Source organism: Mesorhizobium sp. CA16 (assembly GCF_020165175.1).
Taxonomy (GTDB): Bacteria; Pseudomonadota; Alphaproteobacteria; order Rhizobiales; family Rhizobiaceae; genus Mesorhizobium.
Genome location: NZ_JAIUHP010000018.1, coordinates 49,057 through 68,402 on the forward strand (window position 1 = coordinate 49,057; position 19,346 = coordinate 68,402).

Annotated in this window: 15 protein-coding genes; 7 read left to right on the plus strand and 8 right to left on the minus strand. The window is 62.6% G+C overall.

What is annotated here, in order from left to right:
• Positions 1-257: 257 nt before the first annotated feature.
• Positions 258-2,147 (plus strand): MFS transporter, encoded by a 1,890-nt coding sequence (locus tag LB525_RS23085; protein WP_224547501.1) that lies wholly within the window; start codon positions 258-260, stop codon positions 2,145-2,147.
• Between the two features lie 87 nt (positions 2,148-2,234).
• Here the strand turns inward: LB525_RS23085 and LB525_RS23090 are convergent, their stop codons facing one another.
• Positions 2,235-2,429, minus strand: a complete 195-nt coding sequence (locus LB525_RS23090) for a DUF2735 domain-containing protein (RefSeq protein WP_140544917.1) — start codon at positions 2,427-2,429, stop codon at positions 2,235-2,237.
• Positions 2,430-2,739: 310 nt separating this feature from the next.
• Here LB525_RS23090 and LB525_RS23095 point away from each other — a divergent pair, with 310 nt between their 5' ends.
• Positions 2,740-3,777 carry a glutamine synthetase beta-grasp domain-containing protein gene (locus LB525_RS23095; protein ID WP_095765491.1) on the plus strand — a complete coding sequence of 346 codons (1,038 nt, stop codon included), beginning with the start codon at positions 2,740-2,742 and terminating at the stop codon, positions 3,775-3,777.
• Between the two features lie 372 nt (positions 3,778-4,149).
• Here the strand turns inward: LB525_RS23095 and glnA are convergent, their stop codons facing one another.
• Both glnA and LB525_RS23105 read right to left on the minus strand, forming a co-directional pair.
• Positions 4,150-5,559, minus strand: a complete 1,410-nt coding sequence (glnA, locus tag LB525_RS23100) for a type I glutamate--ammonia ligase (protein WP_095765489.1) — start codon at positions 5,557-5,559, stop codon at positions 4,150-4,152.
• A 49-nt stretch (positions 5,560-5,608) separates the two neighbouring features.
• Positions 5,609-5,947, minus strand: a complete 339-nt coding sequence (locus LB525_RS23105) for a P-II family nitrogen regulator (RefSeq protein WP_018428041.1) — start codon at positions 5,945-5,947, stop codon at positions 5,609-5,611.
• 346 nt (positions 5,948-6,293) lie between these two features.
• Here LB525_RS23105 and LB525_RS23110 point away from each other — a divergent pair, with 346 nt between their 5' ends.
• Positions 6,294-7,811 carry an NAD(P)H-hydrate dehydratase gene (locus tag LB525_RS23110; protein ID WP_224547660.1) on the plus strand — a complete coding sequence of 506 codons (1,518 nt, stop codon included), beginning with the start codon at positions 6,294-6,296 and terminating at the stop codon, positions 7,809-7,811.
• On the plus strand, positions 7,808-9,808 hold the full coding sequence (locus LB525_RS23115) for a hypothetical protein (protein WP_224547504.1): 2,001 nt from the start codon (positions 7,808-7,810) through the stop codon (positions 9,806-9,808). The genes LB525_RS23110 and LB525_RS23115 overlap by 4 nt, the downstream gene beginning before the upstream one ends.
• A gap of 1 nt (position 9,809) precedes the next feature.
• Here the strand turns inward: LB525_RS23115 and waaF are convergent, their stop codons facing one another.
• The 3 genes from waaF to LB525_RS23130 are packed head-to-tail and all read right to left on the minus strand — an operon-like array spanning position 9,810 to position 13,416.
• Positions 9,810-10,829, minus strand: coding sequence for a lipopolysaccharide heptosyltransferase II (gene waaF / locus LB525_RS23120; RefSeq protein WP_224547514.1), 1,020 nt, complete (start codon positions 10,827-10,829; stop codon positions 9,810-9,812).
• A gap of 60 nt (positions 10,830-10,889) precedes the next feature.
• Positions 10,890-11,831, minus strand: a complete 942-nt coding sequence (locus LB525_RS23125; RefSeq protein ID WP_224547516.1) for a glycosyltransferase — start codon at positions 11,829-11,831, stop codon at positions 10,890-10,892.
• Between the two features lie 52 nt (positions 11,832-11,883).
• The gene (locus LB525_RS23130; RefSeq protein ID WP_140542881.1) at positions 11,884-13,416 is read right to left on the minus strand and encodes an acyl-CoA carboxylase subunit beta; all 1,533 of its coding nucleotides are present in this window, start codon (positions 13,414-13,416) and stop codon (positions 11,884-11,886) included.
• Positions 13,417-13,810: 394 nt separating this feature from the next.
• Here LB525_RS23130 and LB525_RS23135 point away from each other — a divergent pair, with 394 nt between their 5' ends.
• The gene (locus LB525_RS23135; RefSeq protein WP_224547518.1) at positions 13,811-15,250 is read left to right on the plus strand and encodes a DEAD/DEAH box helicase; all 1,440 of its coding nucleotides are present in this window, start codon (positions 13,811-13,813) and stop codon (positions 15,248-15,250) included.
• Positions 15,251-15,436: 186 nt separating this feature from the next.
• On the opposite strand, the gene LB525_RS23140 is transcribed toward LB525_RS23135, so the two are convergent.
• Together LB525_RS23140 and LB525_RS23145 are read right to left on the minus strand one after the other, a co-directional pair.
• Entirely contained in the window at positions 15,437-16,426 is a 990-nt protein-coding gene (locus LB525_RS23140) for an alpha/beta hydrolase (RefSeq protein ID WP_095765483.1), read from the minus strand.
• Positions 16,427-16,495: 69 nt separating this feature from the next.
• On the minus strand, positions 16,496-17,344 hold the full coding sequence (locus LB525_RS23145) for an SDR family oxidoreductase (RefSeq protein WP_224547520.1): 849 nt from the start codon (positions 17,342-17,344) through the stop codon (positions 16,496-16,498).
• A gap of 191 nt (positions 17,345-17,535) precedes the next feature.
• Here LB525_RS23145 and LB525_RS23150 point away from each other — a divergent pair, with 191 nt between their 5' ends.
• Positions 17,536-18,570 carry a cysteine synthase A gene (locus LB525_RS23150; RefSeq protein ID WP_224547522.1) on the plus strand — a complete coding sequence of 345 codons (1,035 nt, stop codon included), beginning with the start codon at positions 17,536-17,538 and terminating at the stop codon, positions 18,568-18,570.
• Positions 18,570-19,313 (plus strand): alanyl-tRNA editing protein, encoded by a 744-nt coding sequence (locus tag LB525_RS23155; protein ID WP_224547662.1) that lies wholly within the window; start codon positions 18,570-18,572, stop codon positions 19,311-19,313. The genes LB525_RS23150 and LB525_RS23155 overlap by 1 nt, the downstream gene beginning before the upstream one ends.
• Positions 19,314-19,346 lie beyond the last annotated feature (33 nt).

Below are 19,346 nucleotides of genomic sequence, written 5' to 3' on the forward strand. Positions count from 1 at the left end.
ACGCTTCCTTTCCAAGAAGACACATTCGATCGGCGATATTTGCTGCCCGGTGCCGGAAATGATCCGCTCCAAGTGCTGCACTCAGCTTTCGCACTGCACCTAATACCAAAGTCATAATCCCATCGTCGCGGTGCCTTTCGCCCGCCCTTTCTGTCATTTTTCGTTGTTGGCTGCGTTTTTGAGTCCGCGTTCGCAGGGGCGCAGACGGTGGCGCGCAGCCATCGAGGACAGACGGGATCTCACGGGAGGATACATCAATGGCAATGGCTTCGACCGCCGGCAGAACCAGCCGCGGTATGACGCGGGAGGAGAAGAAAGTCATCTTCGCCTCCTCGCTCGGCACCGTTTTCGAATGGTACGATTTTTATCTCTACGGCTCGCTGGCCGCCTTCATCGGCTCGACCTTCTTCAGCCCGGCGATCCCGGAAGCGACGCGCAACATCTTCGCGCTGCTGGCCTTTGCCGCCGGCTTCCTCGTGCGTCCGTTCGGCGCGCTGGTGTTCGGCCGCATCGGCGATCTCGTCGGCCGCAAATACACTTTCCTCGTCACCATGACGATCATGGGCCTGTCCACCTTCCTGGTCGGCCTGCTGCCCGGCTATGCCAGTTGGGGCATCGCGGCGCCCGTGATCCTGATCGCGCTGCGCATGCTGCAGGGCCTTGCGCTTGGCGGCGAGTATGGCGGTGCCGCGACCTACGTCGCCGAACACGCGCCGGACGACCGACGCGGCTACTACACGTCCTGGATCCAGACCACGGCGACGCTCGGCCTGTTCCTGTCGCTGATCGTCATCCTGATCGTCCAGGGCTCGCTCAGCAAGGAGACCTACGCCAGTTGGGGTTGGCGCATCCCCTTCATCGTCTCGTTCCTGCTGCTAGCCATCTCGATTTGGATCCGGCTGTCGCTTTCGGAGTCGCCGACCTTCCAGCGCATGAAGGAGGAAGGCAAGGGCTCGAAGGCGCCGCTAACGGAAGCTTTCGGTCAGTGGAAAAACGCCAAGATCGCGCTTCTGGCGCTGCTCGGCCTTACCGCCGGCCAGGCCGTGATCTGGTACAACGGGCAGTTCTACGCCCTGTTCTTCCTGCAGAACGTGCTGAAGGTCGACGCATGGTCGGTCAACGTCATGATCGCTATCGCGCTTGCCGTCGGCTCGATCTTCTTCGTCGTATTCGGCTGGCTGTCGGACAAGATCGGCCGCAAGCCCATCATCATGGCGGGCCTTGCGCTCGGCATCGTCTGCACTTTCCCGCTGTTCAAGGCGCTTACCTGGGCCGCCAATCCGGCTCTGGCCACCGCGCAGCAGAACACCCGCGCGACGGTGACGGCGGCGCCCGGCGACTGCAAGTTCCAGTTCAACCCTGTCGGCACGGCGAAGTTCACGACTTCCTGTGATATCGCGACGTCGTTCCTGACCAAGAACTCAGTGCCTTACGACGTCGTTGCGACGGCGGCGCCCGGCACGGCTGCCACGGTCAAGATCGGCAATGAGACGGTGGCGTCCTATGATGCCGTTGCCGCTGGCGATCAGGCCAAGGCAAAGGAGGCGGCCTTCCAGAAAGCGGTGAACATGGCGCTGCGGGACGGCGGCTATCCGCTGAAGCGGGCCGCGGCCAAGGTTCCGGACCAGAAGCTCGACGCCTTCATCGCGGCCAATCCCGAACTCAAGCTCGATGCCGCGGCCATCCGCGGCGGCGAAAAGGCGACGGTTCCGGCCGACAAGGCGATGGCCGACAAGCTGCTGACCAAGGAGGAGGCGGCGGGTGCGCCCGAAGTCACCGTCTACAATATCCCGGGCGGCGGTCCGTTCGCCATGACTGCCGATCCGGCAGCCATCAACTGGCCGCTCACGATCGGCATCCTGTTCATCCTGGTGCTGTTCGTGACCATGGTCTATGGGCCGATCGCGGCCATCCTGGTCGAGATGTTCCCGACCCGCATTCGCTACACCGGCATGTCGCTGCCCTACCACATTGGCAATGGCTGGTTCGGCGGTCTGCTGCCGGCAACGGTGTTCGCGCTCAGCGCCTACAAGGGCGATATCTACTACGGTCTCTGGTACCCGGTTATCATCGCGGCAATGTCGCTTATCATCGGCATGATCTTCGTCAGGGATACGCTCGGCACAGACCTCCACGCCAAGGAATGACCTCGGTCATCCCGCTCAAACAGAAGGCCCGGCGTGAGCGATCACGCCGGGCTTTTTTTCATGCCCAATTGCAAGAAAGCGGACAGCTCAGCTCTTGCGCTGCTGGTTCTCTTCCTCGATCGCCGCTTCGTGGTACCAGCCGTCGAAGTCGGCGTGCTCGCCGCGAAGTGCCGCAAGTTCTGCCGCGAATTTGGCCTTTGCGCCTAAATTTGAGGCAGACTTGCGTGCTGCGAGCGGGAACAGCAGGACTTTTGCCGACGGCCGCGATGGCGTGACTTGCATTGCCGATCTCCTCGCCTTTTCAGGAGCGTACCGATTCACCTTCCCATCAAAATATGCCCTGCGACTCCTTTAGGCAATATGCTTACAAAAAGATCAGCAAATGCCTATTTTGTAAGCAAAAACGGCGCCTGAACGATCCAGTCGCATTGCTGAGACGGCTCAACAAAATCAACGCGTTGCCATGACCATTTTGCCGCACCCCGCGAAGGCCGAGTGGCATACGAATTGCTTTTTGACCGTCGGCAGGCCGGCTCGAGCCGGCCGAGCGTCGCCACCATTTGGCGGTGATCAAGCAACGAGAGGCTCTAGAATGACCAAATACAAGCTCGAGTATATCTGGCTGGACGGCTACACACCGGTCCCCAATTTGCGCGGCAAGACCCAGATCAAGGAATTCGCCGAGTTCCCGACGCTCGAGCAGCTGCCGCTATGGGGCTTCGATGGTTCCTCCACGAACCAGGCCGAGGGCCGCAGCTCCGATTGCGTGCTGAAGCCGGTCGCGCTTTATCCGGACCCGGCCCGCACCAACGGTATTCTGGTCATGTGCGAAGTGATGATGCCCGATGGCGTCACCCCGCATGAATCCAACAGCCGCGCGACCATCCTCGACGACGAGGATGCCTGGTTCGGCTTCGAGCAGGAATATTTCTTCTACAAGGACGGCCGTCCGCTTGGCTTCCCCGAGAGCGGCTACCCGGCCCCGCAGGGTCCGTATTACACCGGCGTTGGCTACAAGAACGTCGGCGATGTCGCCCGCCAGATCGTCGAGGAACATCTCGACCTTTGCCTCGCCGCCGGCATCAACCATGAAGGCATCAACGCCGAAGTGGCCAAGGGCCAGTGGGAATTCCAGATTTTCGGCAAGGGCTCCAAGAAGGCCGCCGACCAGATCTGGATGGCGCGCTATCTGCTGCTGCGTCTGACCGAAAAATACGGCATCGACATCGAGTTCCACTGCAAGCCGCTCGGCGACACCGACTGGAACGGCTCGGGCATGCACTGCAACTTCTCGACCAAGTACATGCGTGAAGTCGGCGGCAAGGCCTATTTCGAGGCGCTGATGGCGCAGTTCGACAAGAACCTGATGGATCATATCGCGGTCTACGGCCCGGACAACGACAAGCGCCTGACAGGCAAGCACGAAACTGCGCCGTGGAACAAGTTCTCCTACGGTGTCGCCGACCGCGGCGCTTCGATCCGCGTGCCGCACTCCTTCGTCAAGAACGACTACAAGGGCTACCTGGAAGACCGTCGCCCAAACTCGCAGGGCGACCCCTACCAGATCGCCTCGCAGGTGCTGAAGACGATCTCGCAGGTTTCGACCGCCGCGGTTTCGGCCGCCGCCTGATTCCTCGCTTGCCAGGGCGCAGGCCCCTGGCGCGATGGGCACGCTAGAAAAGCCCCAGCGGAAACCCGCTGGGGCTTTTTGCATGGGAGAGCCGGCAATACAGGCCAGTCTGCCGCCACCGTCAGGCGGCAATCACGCACGCGATTTGAGCGCTGCCACTACGTCTTGGCGTGGGGCAGGGCACGGCGTGCGGTTCCCGTCGCGGTTGACCAGGGCGAGGAAGATGTTGCCGGAGAAATGCGAGCAGCCGGCGGTGCCGGTGCGCGAGCCCGGCCGGCACGCGCCGCGCCGGCTCGAAAGCCCGTCTTCAGAAATGACAAGCCCTTGGAAGGGAATGCCTTCCAAGGGCAGAATTTCTATCCGATCAGAAGTTTAGACCGAATAGTACATGTCGTACTCGACCGGGTGCGGGGTCATTTCGAAGCGCATGACCTCGGCCATCTTGAGCTCGATATAGCTGTCGATCTGATCGTCGTCGAAGACGCCGCCGGCCTTGAGGAAGCCGCGGTCCTTGTCGAGGTTCTGCAGCGCTTCGCGCAGCGAGCCGCAGACGGTCGGGATCTTCTTCAGCTCCTTCGGCGGCAGGTCGTAGAGATCCTTGTCCATCGGCTGTCCGGGGTGGATCTTGTTCTTGATGCCATCGAGGCCGGCCATCAGCATGGCGGCGAAACCGAGATAGGGGTTCGCGCCCGGATCGGGGAAGCGGACCTCGACGCGCTTCGACTTCGGCGAGTTGCCGAACGGAATGCGGCAGGAAGCTGAGCGGTTCCGCGCCGAATAGGCGAGCAGCACCGGTGCCTCATAGCCCGGCACCAGACGCTTATAGGAGTTGGTCAGCGGGTTGGTGAAGGCGTTAATCGCCTTGGCGTGCTTGATGATGCCGCCGATGTAATAGAGGCAGCTCTCCGACAGGCCGGCATATTCGTTGCCGGCGAAGGTCGGCTTGCCGCCCTTCCAGATCGACTGGTGGACGTGCATGCCCGAGCCATTGTCGCCGAACACCGGCTTCGGCATGAAGGTGGCTGTCTTCCCGTAGGCGTTGGCGACCTGGTGCACGACATACTTGTAGATCAGCATCTTGTCGGCGTTGCGCACCAGCGTGTCGAACTTGATGCCGAGCTCGTGCTGCGCGGCGGCGACCTCGTGGTGGTGCTTTTCGACGCGCACACCCATTTCGGCGAGCACGGTCAGCATCTCGGAACGCATGTCCTGGCAGGAATCGATCGGCGGCACCGGGAAATAGCCCCCCTTGATGCGCGGACGGTGGCCGAGATTGCCGGTCTCGTAGTCGGTGTCGTCGTTGGAGGGCAGTTCGGTCGAGTCGAGACGGAAGCCGGTGTTGTAGGGATCGGCCTTGTACTTGACGTCGTCGAACACGAAGAACTCGGCCTCGGGACCGACATAGATGGTGTCGCCGATGCCTTCCGCCTTCATATAGGCCTCGGCCTTCTTGGCGGTGCCGCGCGGATCGCGGTTATAAGCCTCGCCCGAAATCGGATCGAGGATGTCGCACAGGATGACCATGGTCGACTGGGCAAAGAACGGATCCATATGGACGGTATCGGTGTCCGGCATCAGCACCATGTCGGACTCGTTGATTGCCTTCCAACCGGCGATCGAGGAGCCGTCGAACATGACGCCGTCGGCGAACATGTCTTCCTCCACCTCGACGACATCCATCGTCACATGCTGCAGCTTGCCCCGCGGATCGGTGAAGCGCAGGTCGACGAATTTCACGTCGTTGTCCTTGATCTGCTTCATGATGTCTTTGGCTGTCGTCATGTCATTTCTTCCCTGTGTGATGACGTCCGGAAATGGATTGTAGGTTTGGTCAGATGGCGTCGATGCCGGTCTCGCCCGTGCGGATGCGCACGACTTCCTCTATGTTGGAGACGAAGATTTTTCCATCGCCGATGCGGCCGGTCTGCGCCGCCTTGCGGATGGCCTCGATGGCGCCTTCGACAGCCTCGTCGCCAAGCACCACCTCGATCTTCACCTTGGGCAGGAAATCGACGACATATTCGGCGCCGCGATATAGCTCGGTATGGCCCTTCTGACGGCCGAAACCCTTGGCTTCGGTGACGGTGATGCCTTGCAGTCCGGCCTCCTGAAGCGCTTCCTTCACTTCGTCCAGCTTGAATGGCTTGATGATCGCTTCGATCTTTTTCATGTAAAAAGTGGCCTCCACTGCCAAGAAGACGGGTTGTGTGCCCCGCTTGCGCCTTCATCAAGCACGAAGCGTGCCAATCCTGAGGAGCGCAGACGGTGAGGGGCGTTTTCGCGCCCATGCCGCGTCCGGATGCAAATTCGCATCATCGGCTGCATCGGATGCGTCATGGACGCCCAAACCGTATACATCGCTCCTCCTCGCGCCTGCGCAAAAAATGGGCAGACAGCGCAATTTGCAGGCTGAACCCCTCCCGGATGCGACCGCATTTGCAAGACAAGGCGCGGTCACTGGTTTGCTTCGAACCGAAAACTGGACAATGCTTGATCCCATGGAGATCGGCAATCCCATGCGCAATGAACTTCTATCGCCGGCCGAAATGGCCGAGGTCGACAGGCTGACAATCGCGGCCGGGCCGCTCGACGGCTATCGCTTGATGCTACGCGCCGGCGAGGCGGTCGCGGCCGTCGTGCTGGCGCGCTATCCTGGCGCGAAGAAGGTGCACGTGCTGTGTGGCCCGGGCAACAATGGCGGCGACGGCTACGTCGTGGCGCGGCTGCTGGCCGCGGCCGGCGTCGATGTGGCCCTATGGACATTGGGCGAACCGAAGGCAGGCAGCGACGCCGCGCTCGCGGCGGCTGATTGCGCTCTGGAGCGGCACCCGCTTTCCGCCTTCACCGCGGAAGCTGGATCGCTGGTTGTCGACGCCATCTATGGTGCGGGCCTGTCGAAGCCTCTCGCCGGCGACGCCAAAGACGCGGTCGACGCCGTTACCAGGCTGAACCTGCCGGTTGTCGCGATCGACCTGCCTTCGGGCGTTTCAGGCGAAAGCGGTGAAATCCTCGGTTCGGCATTTGGCGCGGCTCTCACGGTGACCTTCGCACGAAAGAAGCCTGGGCATCTGCTGCTGCCTGGCCGCGAGCGATGCGGCGAGATCGTGTTGGCCGACATCGGCATTCGTGACGAGATCATCGACGAGGTCGCGCCGCGGGCCTTTGAGAACCGCCCCGGGCTCTGGATCGCAAGCTTTCCCGCGCCCGCCGTCGACACGCACAAATACAAGCGCGGTCATGCCAGCGTCTTTTCGGGCGGACCATCGGCGACGGGCGCGGCGCGCCTGTCGGCGCTTGCGGCCGCCAGAAGCGGAGCAGGGGCCGTCACCGTGCTCTCGCCCGCCAACGCCATGCAGGTCAACGCTGCGCATCTGACCTCGATCATGCTGCGCAAGGTCGACGCGATCGAGGATGTGCATGATCTTATCGGCGATCGCCGGCCGTCCGCCTTCGTTCTCGGCCCCGGCTTCGGCATCGGTGACAAGGCGCGCGATTTCGCGCTCGCCGTGCTCGCCAAAAACCGGCAGGACGGCGGCGTTGAGGGCCTCGTGCTCGACGCCGACGGCATCACCTCTTTCCGCAATGCGGCCTCGACGCTGTTCGAGGCGGCCGCCAGACCGGGCGCGCCGGCGTTGATCATGACGCCGCATGAGGGTGAGTTCGGCAGGTTGTTTGCCGACATTGCCGGCAACAAGGCCTTGTCGAAGCTGGCCAAGGCACGCGAAGCCGCGCAGCGCGCCAACGCCGTGATCGTCTACAAGGGCGCCGACAGCGTGATCGCCTCGCCGGAGGGCCGCGCCGCGATCAACAGCAATGGCGCGCCATGGCTCGCCACCGCCGGGTCGGGCGACGTGCTGGCGGGCATCATTGCCGGGCTTCTTGCGCAAGGCATGCCGGCCTTCGAAGCGGCTTGCGCCGCGGTCTGGATCCATGCCGAAGCCGGCAGCCGCTTTGGGCCGGGTTTGATCGCAGAAGACCTGCCTCTGGCCATGGTGCCGGTTCTTCGCGAACTGGCGCAGAGCGCTGTCCTATGAAGCGGCTGGGGCTGCTTGTTGCCGTCCTGGCCGCTTTCATTGCCCAGCCGGCGCGCGCCGCCGATCATCCGGTTGCCATCATCGACGACCCACGCGTGCTCGCCGCATTAGATGCCGGGGGATATGGCTTCGCCGACCTCTTCGGCGTCGACGGCAGCGACGATCTGAAATCCCTCTATGATGAGGCACCAGCCTATCACGCCATCGTCGACACAGTGGCCGGCGATGTCGCCGCGTTGCGCACCGAGATGAAGGCCGGCGGCCGCTCTCTCTACGAAGTGACCGACGGCAATGTCGGCCGCATCATCGACATGCGCTGGCTGAAGACGAATGCGGCGCGCTTCCGCCTTGTCGGCGTCGTCAACCGGCTCGACCGACGCGATTTCGCAACGCTTGGCAACGAGACGAGCTGCGGCGAGGTGCGGTTCGTTTATCGCCTGGCCTACAGCTTCAAGAAGAACGGCAAGCAACTGGCCTCGCGCCTGCCGTTCAACTTCAGCGCCATATACCGCGTCGCTCAAGATGCCGACGGCGGCTGTGTGGGCGCTGCTGGCCGCTGGACGCCGCAGCTCGACGAAACGGTCGATGCCGGCTGGTTAACCGGCGGGCCGCTCGACAAGACCTCGCTGTCCTTCAAGCAGCTCGAGCTCAACGCGCAGGTGGTGCGCTTTCCTTCGGGCCAGGAAACCGAGTTCGGCGGGCAGGCCGCTTACCTGATGCGCATCTTCAGCATCGATGGTTCGAGGGTCGGCGAGAAGCCGCTGGAAAATACACCGGACACGGCCAGGCTTGCGCAGGATGCGGCATTGAAAGCGCGGCTTGCCGACTATGTCCGCGCCAATGCCGCTGCGGTCGATCTCGGCGTCTATGAAATCCCAGATGAATTCCTCGCCCGAAAAGTCGTCTCCTGGTCGACCTTCGGCAGCGCAAGGCAAGCCAATCATCCGTTCACGCCGCTGTTCGACCCAAAGGAGTTCGCCGGGCTCGACTATTCGAAGTTTACCTTGGCGCGCACGCCGGACGCTTTGATCGAGCGGCTCGACAACGGCGCCTGCCAGGGTTGCCATCAGGCGGGCTCGACCGCCGGCTTCCATTTCATCGGTCTCGACGACGCCACGACCTCACCGCTCAACCGTATCGAAGTCGGCATCTCGCCGCATCTCCATGCCGAAATTGCGCGCCGCGAGGCGTGGCTCAAGGCGACGGCTGAAGCTAGGGAGCCCAATCGTTTTCGTCCGCTCTCCTTCGCACCGCCCGCCGTCTGGAAGGATGCGGGCGAGCCCGCCTATGCGCCGGCCGAAACGGCAATGCCATGCCTGATGCCGGATGACGCAAGCCGCTTCGGCGGCACCTGGCAATGCGGCGCCGGCACAGTCTGCACGCCGATCGCCACCGCTTCGGGGGTGAGAACCAAACTGGCGCAATGCCTGCTGCCCAAGGAGAGCCCTGCGATGTTTTCCGGCCATCCTTGCCTGACCGGCTCGATCGAGAGTAACAGCGCCCAGCCGTTCAACGATCGCTACAAGGTCACCGGCCAATTCGCTGCTTTCGCGCCGGCGATCTCGCGCACTGCCTATACCTGCCGCCCGCCAAAGATCGGCGTTCCGGGAGGCTTCGCGTATCGCGCTTGCGATGACAAGGATCGCGCCTTCTCCGCTTTCAAGCCCGGCAAGCCGATGCCGAGCGAGATCTGCGGCCTGGTCGGCGGCAAGAAGTTCGATATCTGCGTGGCCAGCAACAATTTCGACCAGTGTCTCGGCGGCTCGGTCAACCGCGGCAACCGCCCAGCCTGCTCGGCTGACCATTTCTGCCGCGAGGATTATATGTGCCAGTCGCTGCCGCCGGACACACCGGGCGCCGCCAGGGTCAAGGGCATCGGCTTCTGCTCGCCGACCTATTTCATCTTCCAGATGCGCATCGATAATCACGCCACGCCTTGGGCGACCACGGCGCGCGCGAGCATGGGCGCGGGTTTCGGAGTGGCAGCCGAGGAATAGGTCAGGTGAATTGCGGCGCGTTTTTTCGGATCGCCGCCGCAAGCGCCTCGCGAACCCTGTCCTCGGACACCGCGCGCGTGTTCTCCACCCAACCCGGCGTCGAAATCGGCGGCTCGAGAAAAATCACCTGTTCGTTCACCGGACCGTGCATATAGGCTCGGTTCAAGCCATATATGAGCACACAAGGGCCGCCCAGCGCCCCAGCAGCGTGGGAGATGCCGCCATCGACTCCGAGAAAAATGGTCGAGGCCGCGATCTGGCACATGGCTTCTGCAATATCGGGCGTCGAGGTGAAATCGAGCGCCTCGGGCAAACAAGTCCTGATTTCCGCCGCAGCCTGCCGCTCGCGCGGCCCACCGATCAGCCAGACCGACCAGCCGCGGGCAACATGGTCGCGCGCGATCGAGACGAAGCGCTCCATCGGCCATGAGCGCTTGTTGGCAAAGTCGGATGTGTAGAGGGCGATCGCCGGCTTCGCAGGGTCGATCCCGTTGCGCCGACGCCAACCGGCAAGCTCTTCGGCGGAAACAACCAGCTGCGGAGCCGGCAATGGTCCGTCCTCGGCAGGCCTTTTGCCGAGACGCGCGATTGCGCAAACCTGGTCTGCCACCCGCGTCTTGCGCGGGCCGAATGCAAGCATCGATTTCAGCCAACCGGCGGGCAGCCGGTTGACGATGCCGAACTGGAACTCGCGCGGATAGCCGATGCGCTCCGGTATTCCGGCCAGCCATGGCACCAGGCAAGCCTTGGTGCTGCTGGTGAGCATATAGGCCGCCTGGTAATTCTCCCGGCGGATTTCGCGTGCCAGACCAGCCCGCTCTTTCAGCCCTGGCTTCCAGTGCTTCTCGGCTATCCAGGCCTTGCGAACATGCGGCATCAGCCGCGCCAGCGGCGCGGCGACCCTTGAAGTGATGATGTCGATCGGCTGCCCCGGGAATCTCTCGGCGATGATCCGGATGGCCGAGTGGCAGCGGATGAAATCACCGATCGCCGGCAGGCAGAAGATCAGGATGGGGCGCAATGCGCGATACTCTTTCGATCCGGAACGGTCAGCGCTGCTAAGAAACACCTGCGTGATGTCTCACGGAAGCGCTTCGCCATCAAGAATACGGCGGTAGAGCTCGATATAGGCTTTTGCGGCCTTTTCGATCGGGAACCGGTCTGCCGCGGATTCGCGGCATCTTTGCGCCGGCAAACCGTCGATTTCACCGAAACCGCGCGCGAACTCCTCATCCGTGTCGAAGAAACGGCCGGTATCGGCATCGACGGTTTCGGGCAGCGCGCCGCGTGCCGTGGTCAAGACCGGCGTGCCGCACAGCATGGATTCGACCGGCGCGTTGCCGAAAGGCTCCTCCCAGGAAATCGGATTCAGAAAGGCTTTGGTCTCGCCCAGCAATCGCACCTTCGGTTCACCATCGACCATGCCGTGATAGCGGAAGCGCGGCGACAGGCTCTTGAAGAACACGCCCTCGCGTCGCGTCTTGCTGCGGCCAAGCAGCTTCCAGCGCGAGCCGCCGGCGATATCGAGCTTGAAATCGTACTTTTTCGCGAGGTCCACCGCCCAATTGAGGCCCTTTCCGGCCCGCGCGATGGCCGCCATGAAGAATAGATGGTCGTTCTTCGTCGCTGCCAGGCGATAGGCATCCACCGGAAAGCCGTTGTAGACGAAGGTCTTGCGGCCGTGCAGCTCGGCATGGCGGGCGCTGATGAAGCTCCAGTTCGGCTGCGGCCTGGGGTAATCCGGCAGATGGCCGCGCTCGGTATTGAGCGTCGGGAAGGGAACTTCGACCTTCCAGGCATGGAGATGGACGATGTCGGTATCCTTGGGAACAGCCGCGCGGCACTCGTCATTGGTCACCGCGTGGCGGACCTCGCACATCGGATGCGACGATCCCGGGCCGGCGATCAATGTCACCTGATGCCCCATCTTGACAATTTCCGTGGTCAGCCATTCGACCTGCCGCTGGATGCCGCCATAGCCTTTGCACGGAATAAGGCCCTGGGCCGCAAGTGTTATTCGCATTTCGTCTCCGCGCTCATGTTAGCGGTTGTCCCTTCGGCTGGCGGGAGGTCTTTCACAAAGGAATGTTGTCGTGCTTCTTCCAGGGGTTCTGCATGTCCTTGTTGCGCAGCATGCGCAACGCCCGCGCGACGCGACGCCGGGTCGAGTGTGGCATGATCACCTCGTCGACATAGCCGCGTTCGGCGGCGACGAAAGGCGACAGGAAGCGGTCCTCGTAAGTCTTTGTATGAGCGGCGATTTTCTCCGGATCGCCGATGTCCTTGCGATAGATGATCTCGACCGCGCCCCTGGCGCCCATCACCGCGATCTGCGCCGTCGGCCAGGCATAATTCATGTCGCCGCGCAGATGCTTCGAGGCCATCACGTCATAGGCGCCGCCATAGGCCTTGCGGGTGATGACGGTGATCTTCGGCACGGTCGCCTCGGCATAGGCGAAGAGCAGTTTGGCGCCATGCTTGATTAGCCCGCCATATTCCTGCGCGGTGCCCGGCAGGAAGCCTGGCACGTCGACGAAGGTGACGATGGGAATTGAAAAACAATCGCAGAAGCGCACGAAGCGCGCGGCCTTGCGGCTGGCGTCGGAATCGAGCACGCCGGCCAGCACCATCGGCTGGTTGGCGACGAAACCGACCGTGCGGCCCTCGACGCGGCCGAAGCCGGTGACGATGTTCTTGGCGAAACTCTGCTGGATCTCGAAGAAATCGCCTTCGTCCGCGACCTTCAGGATCAACTCCTTGATGTCGTAGGGCTTGTTGGCATTGTCAGGGATCAGCCGGTCGAGCGACAGGTCGTGGTCCGTTACCGACTGGTAGCACTCGATCTCGGGAATCTCGGCAGTGTTCGACGCCGGCAGAAGATCGACCAGCCGGCGCATCTGCAGCAGCGCCTCGACGTCATTGTCATAGGCGCCATCGGCGATGGAGGATTTGGTGGTGTGCACGCTTGCGCCGCCGAGGCTTTCCGCGGTCACCGTCTCGTTGGTGACGGTCTTCACCACGTCCGGTCCGGTGACGAACATGTAGGAGGTGTCGCGCACCATGAAGATGAAATCGGTCATGGCGGGCGAGTAGACGTCACCGCCGGCGCAGGGACCCATGATCAACGAAATCTGCGGAATGACGCCGGATGCCAGCACATTGCGCTGGAATATCTCGGCATAACCGCCAAGCGCCGCTACGCCTTCCTGGATACGTGCGCCGCCGGCGTCGTAGAGGCCGATGATCGGCGCGCGATTGCGCAGAGCCATCTCCTGGACTTTGATGACCTTCTCGGCATGCGCTTCCGACAGCGAGCCGCCGAACACGGTGAAATCCTTGGCGAAGATATAGACCGGGCGCCCATTGACCGTGCCCCAGCCGGTGACGACGCCATCGCCGGCGATCTTGGTCTTCTCCATGCCGAAATCGGTCGAACGATGCTCGACATACATGTCGAACTCTTCGAACGAGCCCTCGTCGAGGAAGATCTCGATACGCTCGCGCGCAGTGAGCTTGCCCTTCTTGTGCTGCGCCTCGATGCGGTCCTTGCCGCCGCCCATGCGGGCAATCTCGCGGCGACGCTCGAGTTCCTTCAGCACGTCTTTCATCGCTAGTCCTCAAAACCAATAGGTAATTTGTGGTAATCGCGCCGGCAGGGGAGCGCAAGAACCTCTGTTTTGCTGCGCCGCAACATGACGCCCTTGCATTTCGGGACGAACTCAGCCATATGCAGCGGCATAGGCGCTTGGGCCGGGAATCATCCGGCCTTCTCGACGAATGAGACTGGTTGCGTCTGTTTTCCCTCTTTCCGGCAAAATCGGCCCTGGTCGATCGGCAAGCTGGCGAAAAAGCCCCGAGGCATGATGTCTGCGGGCACGACAGCGCAGCCGCGCGGACGATTGTTCCGCCGCCTTGTCGTTCCATGACAATTTATCCGACGGCAGGTTGCGCCCTGCCGCCATTGATGTTTGCGGCCACAAGGCCGCATGAAAGAAGAATATTTTGACCAACGAAAACACAGCGGAACTGAACGGTTTCGCAGCACTTGGGATTTCCGGCGCGCTGCTCAAGGCGACCCATGCCGCCGGCTTCACCGATCCGAAGCCGATCCAGATGCAGGCGATCCCGCCGCAGCTCGATGGGCGCGATATTTTCGGTATCGCCCAGACCGGCTCGGGCAAGACGGCGGCCTTTGCGCTGCCGATTCTCTCGAAGATCATCGGCCTTGGCACCAAGCGCCGGCCGAAGACGACGCGGGCGCTCATCCTGGCGCCGACGCGAGAGCTAGCCGTGCAGATCGAGGACACCATCAAGATCCTCGCTAAAGGCGCGCATGTCTCGACCGCGCTGGTGCTGGGCGGCGTCTCGCGCTTCAGCCAGGTGAAGAAGGTTGCGCCCGGCGTCGACATTCTGATCGCCACGCCCGGCCGCCTGACCGACCTGGTGCGTGAGGGCGACCTCATCCTTGCCGACACCAAATGGCTGGTGCTCGACGAGGGCGACCGCATGCTCGACATGGGCTTCATCAACGACGTCAAGCGTATCGCCAAGGCGACTGCGCCGGACCGCCAGACGGCACTGTTCTCGGCCACCATGCCCGATGAAATCGCGGAGCTTGCCAAGGGCTTGCTGAAGAACCCCGTCCGTATCGAAGTCTCGCCGCAAAGCACCGCTGCGGTCGAGATCGTGCAGAGCTTGGTGCTCGCCCGCACCAAGCAGAAGCGCCAGGTGCTGTCCAAGATGCTGGCCGACGAGACGATGCGTTCGGTGATCGTGTTCTCGCGCACCAAGCATGGTGCCGACCGCGTCACCAAGGACCTTGCCCGTGACGGTTTCGAGGCGGCCGTCATCCACGGCAACAAGTCGCAGAACGCGCGCCAGAAGGCGCTCAACGATTTCCGCGACGGCTCGGTGCGCATCCTGGTCGCGACCGATATCGCGGCGCGCGGCATCGACGTGCCCGGCATCAGCCATGTCGTGAATTTCGACTTGCCCGACGAAGCGGAGAGCTATGTCCATCGTATCGGCCGCACCGGCCGCAACGGCAGGGACGGTATTGCGATCACGCTGTGCGATCCTTCGGAAAACGCCAAGCTGCGGCAGGTCGAGCGCATCATCCGCATGAAGCTGCCGGTCGTCGCCGACCATCTCGGCAGCCCGGATCCGCAGCGCGACCCCAGGGAAAAGACCGAGCGTCATTTCGAACCGGCCAATGACCGCGAGCATCACGGCGCCCGTCGCGATGGCCGCCGCCCGGGCAACGGTGGCGACAACAAGCGTTTCGGCGGCAAGCCTCACGGCGAGCGCGCTCCGAAGCCGCAGGGCGAACGCCCGGCTGCGGCCAAGCCGAATGGGTCGAGCAAGCCCGACGGATTCAAGCGTTTCAAGGGCAACAACAAGCGCCGCTTCGGCGGCAAGCGTCCGGCGAACCGGGCCGCTTGAGCCTAGAGCCGGATGATTTCAGGTCGAGTCGAGCTGAAATCTGAATCCGGCTCTAAATCAAAGACATAGAGCATGATGTCGTCCGAAAACCGCTCCACACTTTTCGGCATCATGCTCTAGCAGAACCACGCGAACAGGAACGGCCGGAGCGATGCTTCGGCCGTTTTCCATTTCACTGGCCTGATTTCACTGGCCTGATTGCTGCTGCATCAACGCCTTCACCCACACCACGATACGCTGGGTGAGGAAGGCTGTGGTCTGCGGCGACAGCACATCGCCGGCGATGACGTGATTGTCCGGATCGCCGGTGTCGTCGACCGGCACCAGCTCATGCGGCGCACCCCAGCGCCCAGCTATCTCGCGCGTCCGGTCGGGCCGCACCACCTTGTCGGAATCCGAGAAGATGAACAGGGCAGGGATTTTCGCCTTCTCGACCGGCGCCTCATAGGCGAGATTGGTGAGCGCCGCCATCGGCAGCACCGACCTCATGGGATATTTGGTGGTCCAGAATTTCTCGTGCAGCGCGTTGCGGGCAGGGAAACTGCGCTCCTTGCCACCGACAAGCTCGGCGATCTGCCGGCCCCAGGGCAGTGTGAGAACCTCGGCGCCGGAGGCCTTGACGCCGAAATTCGGCGATATGAATGCGATAGCAGCGACACCGTCCGATGCATCCGGCCGGGTTGCAGCCCATGCTGCGAGCGAGCCGCCGGTCGAGGTCCCGATGACGATCACCTTGTCACCGATGGCACGGCCGATGGCCAAAGCTTCCTCATAGTCGTTGATCCAGGCATTGACGCTGCCTTGCGCCATGGCCCCGCCGTCCTGGCCGTGGCCGGTCAGGCGCGTGTAGAAGAGGTTGGCCTCCAATTCATTCGCAATGTCGTCCGGCAAGGGGCGGACCTCGCCCTTCGAGGCGGAAAAGCCATGGATATAGACGATGGCCAAGGGCGTCTTGGCATGGACCATCGGGTTCGCCCAGATGATCTCCTTGTCGAGGCCGTCGCGGATGTTGGGCACGGCAGCCTCTTCGCGCGCCAGATAGGCCTGCGGATCGTCGCCGATCGCCGACGGATTGAACCGGATTGTGGTGTCGACCGGCACGCGTGGACCGAGGAAGAAAACGGCTATCAGGACGACTGCAAGGCCAAGCACCGTCAGCACGATCCGCCGCCCCATTACAGTCTCCAAGCAATGATTCTCAACCTATGGCCGTACCCGCCGGCAGGCAATCGCCGTTTCGCCGGTTTATGCCGCCTTGTCGCGGGATGGGTTCTTGTCGCCAGGCAGCCTGCGATCGAAATGCAATGGCCGTCCCCACCAGTGGGTGGTGAGCCCGATGACGAAGCGGCCGATCGGCCGCGGCAACAGGCCGAGCACCTTCAACGGCAAGCTTATGTGGTACGGGAAGGTGACTTCGAAGCCGCCCTTCCGGATGCCGCGAGCCATGCGGCGCGACGCGCGATGCACAGGCATGAGGCCCGGCATCGGCAGCTTGTTCTTTTCAGTCAAAGGCGTGTCGATGAATCCCGGATTGATGACCTGGACCCGGATGTTCATCTTGTCGAAATCGTATTTCAGCGACTCCGCCAGGATGTTGATCGCGGCCTTGGTGCCGCCATAGGCGGCCGTCGTCGGCCAGCCGGAATAGGCGGTGACCGATCCGACCAGAACGACATGGCCGCGCCCGCGTACGCGCATATGCTCGACGACCGGCACCACCCCGTTGACGATGCCGAAATAGTTCACGGCAAAGGAGCGATGGAAATCGCGCACCACCAGATTCTCGCCGGGCGTGGCGATGTAGTTGCCGGCGTTGAAGACGGCAAGCACGATCGGCCCCATCTGTTCCTCGATCGCGGCGGCCGTGCGCGCCATGCCGTGCTCGTCGGTCACGTCGCAGGGAAAGGATCTCACATGTCCCGACATTTGCGCCGTTTCGACGATCAGCGTCTCGATCGGATCGTCCGGCAGCGACGTCACCGCCACGGCATAGCCTTGATTGGCGAGATCCTTGGCCAGTGCGCGCCCAAGCCCGCTGCTGCCGCCCGTGATCCAGGCGACACCGTCCTTCGGATTAGCCCGGTAGAGTGTCATGCGATGTCCTGCGAATGTTCGGGCTTGCTGTAGCGGCGAAGAAATCGAATGAAAAGAGCGCTTTTGCGCTTGCCGTTGAAATGATCGCAAGCATTGCAGCATCCAGAATGCGACTGGACCAGACAAAATCTTACCTTGAAACCGGGGCGTCCGGTTTTTAGGGTCTCGCCGCACACATAAAGGAATCCCGCATGCCCCGTTCTGTGATCGAAGCGATCGGCAACACGCCCCTAATCCGGCTCAACAAGGCTTCGGAAGCGACCGGCTGTGAGATCCTCGGCAAGGCCGAGTTCATGAATCCGGGGCAATCGGTAAAGGATCGGGCCGGCCTGTTCATCATCCGCGATGCCGAGCAGCGCGGCCTGCTCAAGCCCGGGGGGCTGATCGTCGAAGGCACTGCCGGCAACACCGGCATCGGTTTGACGTTGGTCGCCAAGGCGCTTGGCTACCGCACCGTCATCGTCATCCCCGATACGCAGAGCCAGGAAAAGAAGGACACGATCAAGATCCTGGGCGCGGAGCTGATCGAAGTGCCGGCGGTGCCCTACAAAAACGCCAACAATTACATAAAACTGTCCGGCCGTCTTGCCGAGCAACTGGCGCGCTCGGAGCCGAACGGCGCGATCTGGGCCAACCAGTTCGACAATGTCGCCAATCGCGACGGCCATGTCCGCACGACTGCCCAGGAGATATGGACTCAGACCGGCGGCAAGATCGATGGCTTCGTCTCGGCCGTCGGCTCCGGCGGCACGCTTGCGGGTGTCGCTCTCGGGCTCAAGGGCAAGAGCAAGGACGTCAAGATCGCGCTCGCCGACCCGCTGGGTGCCGCCCTCTACAGTTTCTACACCAGCGGTGAGCTGAAATCCGATGGCAGCTCGATCACCGAAGGTATAGGCCAGGGCCGCATCACCGCCAATCTGGAAGACTTCACGCCGGATTTCTCCTACCAGATCCCGGACGAGGAAGCGTTGCCCATCATCTTCGACCTGATCCAGGAAGAGGGGCTCTGCGTCGGCGGCTCGACCGGCATCAACATCGCCGGAGCCGTCCGGCTGGCGCGCGAGCTCGGACCAGGCCACACCATCGTGACGATCCTTGCCGACTACGGCACGCGCTACCAGGCCAAGCTCTTCAATCCGGAGTTCCTGCGCGGCAAGAACCTTCCGGTGCCAGGCTGGATGGAAGAAAAAGCCGACATTTCAGTGCCGTTCGAAAAGGTGGCATGATGGCGTACAAAACCGAGGCGCAGTTTCGCGACGACGCCTATCAGAAGACGGCGGAGGCCGAGGTCGTCGCGATCAACGATCGTGGCGGCATCCTTCTCGATCGGACAGTCTTTTATGCAACGTCCGGTGGGCAGCCGGGCGACACCGGGATATTTGAGCGCGCCGATGGCGGTCGCATCGCGATCGCCGCCACCATCACCGGCGAGACCAAGGACGAGATCGTCCATGTGCCGGCGCCGGAGCAGGCGCTGCCCGCGGTCGGCGAAAAGCTGAAACTCCTGGTCGACTGGGAGCGGCGGCACCTCCTGATGCGCATGCACTCCGCCTGTCACCTGCTGACTGTCGTTTGCCCTTTCCCAATCACCGGGGCAGCAGTCGCAGAGGACGACAGCCGCGTCGACTTCGACATTCCCGACGCCGGCTTCACCAAGGAGGATGTGACGGCGAGGCTGATGGAGCTGGTGCGCGCCGACCATCCGATCTTCACCCGGCTGATCACCGACGAGGAACTTGCCGCCAATCCCGGCCTGGTCAAATCGAAAAACGTCCGCCCACCGGTCGGCACCGGCAAGATCCGCCTGGTCTGCGTCGGCGAGGACGGCTCGATCGACAGCCAGCCATGCGGCGGAACGCATGTGAGGTCGACCGGCGAGGTCGGCGAGATTCATATCGGCAAAATCGAGAAGAAAGGCCGCGAGAACCGGCGCTTCCGCATCCGATTCGGACCGATGCCGGCGAACTGACGCTCGAAGAGATAGAGCATGATGTCGCCCGAA

Excerpts from the sequence above, each read along its gene's own strand:
- LB525_RS23085 (WP_224547501.1), top strand. The coding sequence starts at position 258 with ATGGCAATGGCTTCGACCGCCGGCAGAACCAGCCGCGGTATGACGCGG.
- LB525_RS23090 (WP_140544917.1), bottom strand. The coding sequence starts at position 2,429 with ATGCAAGTCACGCCATCGCGGCCGTCGGCAAAAGTCCTGCTGTTCCCG.
- LB525_RS23095 (WP_095765491.1), top strand. The coding sequence starts at position 2,740 with ATGACCAAATACAAGCTCGAGTATATCTGGCTGGACGGCTACACACCG.
- glnA (WP_095765489.1), bottom strand. The coding sequence starts at position 5,559 with ATGACGACAGCCAAAGACATCATGAAGCAGATCAAGGACAACGACGTG.
- LB525_RS23105 (WP_018428041.1), bottom strand. The coding sequence starts at position 5,947 with ATGAAAAAGATCGAAGCGATCATCAAGCCATTCAAGCTGGACGAAGTG.
- LB525_RS23110 (WP_224547660.1), top strand. The coding sequence starts at position 6,294 with ATGCGCAATGAACTTCTATCGCCGGCCGAAATGGCCGAGGTCGACAGG.
- LB525_RS23115 (WP_224547504.1), top strand. The coding sequence starts at position 7,808 with ATGAAGCGGCTGGGGCTGCTTGTTGCCGTCCTGGCCGCTTTCATTGCC.
- LB525_RS23125 (WP_224547516.1), bottom strand. The coding sequence starts at position 11,831 with ATGCGAATAACACTTGCGGCCCAGGGCCTTATTCCGTGCAAAGGCTAT.
- LB525_RS23130 (WP_140542881.1), bottom strand. The coding sequence starts at position 13,416 with ATGAAAGACGTGCTGAAGGAACTCGAGCGTCGCCGCGAGATTGCCCGC.
- LB525_RS23140 (WP_095765483.1), bottom strand. The coding sequence starts at position 16,426 with ATGGGGCGGCGGATCGTGCTGACGGTGCTTGGCCTTGCAGTCGTCCTG.
- LB525_RS23145 (WP_224547520.1), bottom strand. The coding sequence starts at position 17,344 with ATGACACTCTACCGGGCTAATCCGAAGGACGGTGTCGCCTGGATCACG.
- LB525_RS23150 (WP_224547522.1), top strand. The coding sequence starts at position 17,536 with ATGCCCCGTTCTGTGATCGAAGCGATCGGCAACACGCCCCTAATCCGG.
- LB525_RS23155 (WP_224547662.1), top strand. The coding sequence starts at position 18,570 with ATGGCGTACAAAACCGAGGCGCAGTTTCGCGACGACGCCTATCAGAAG.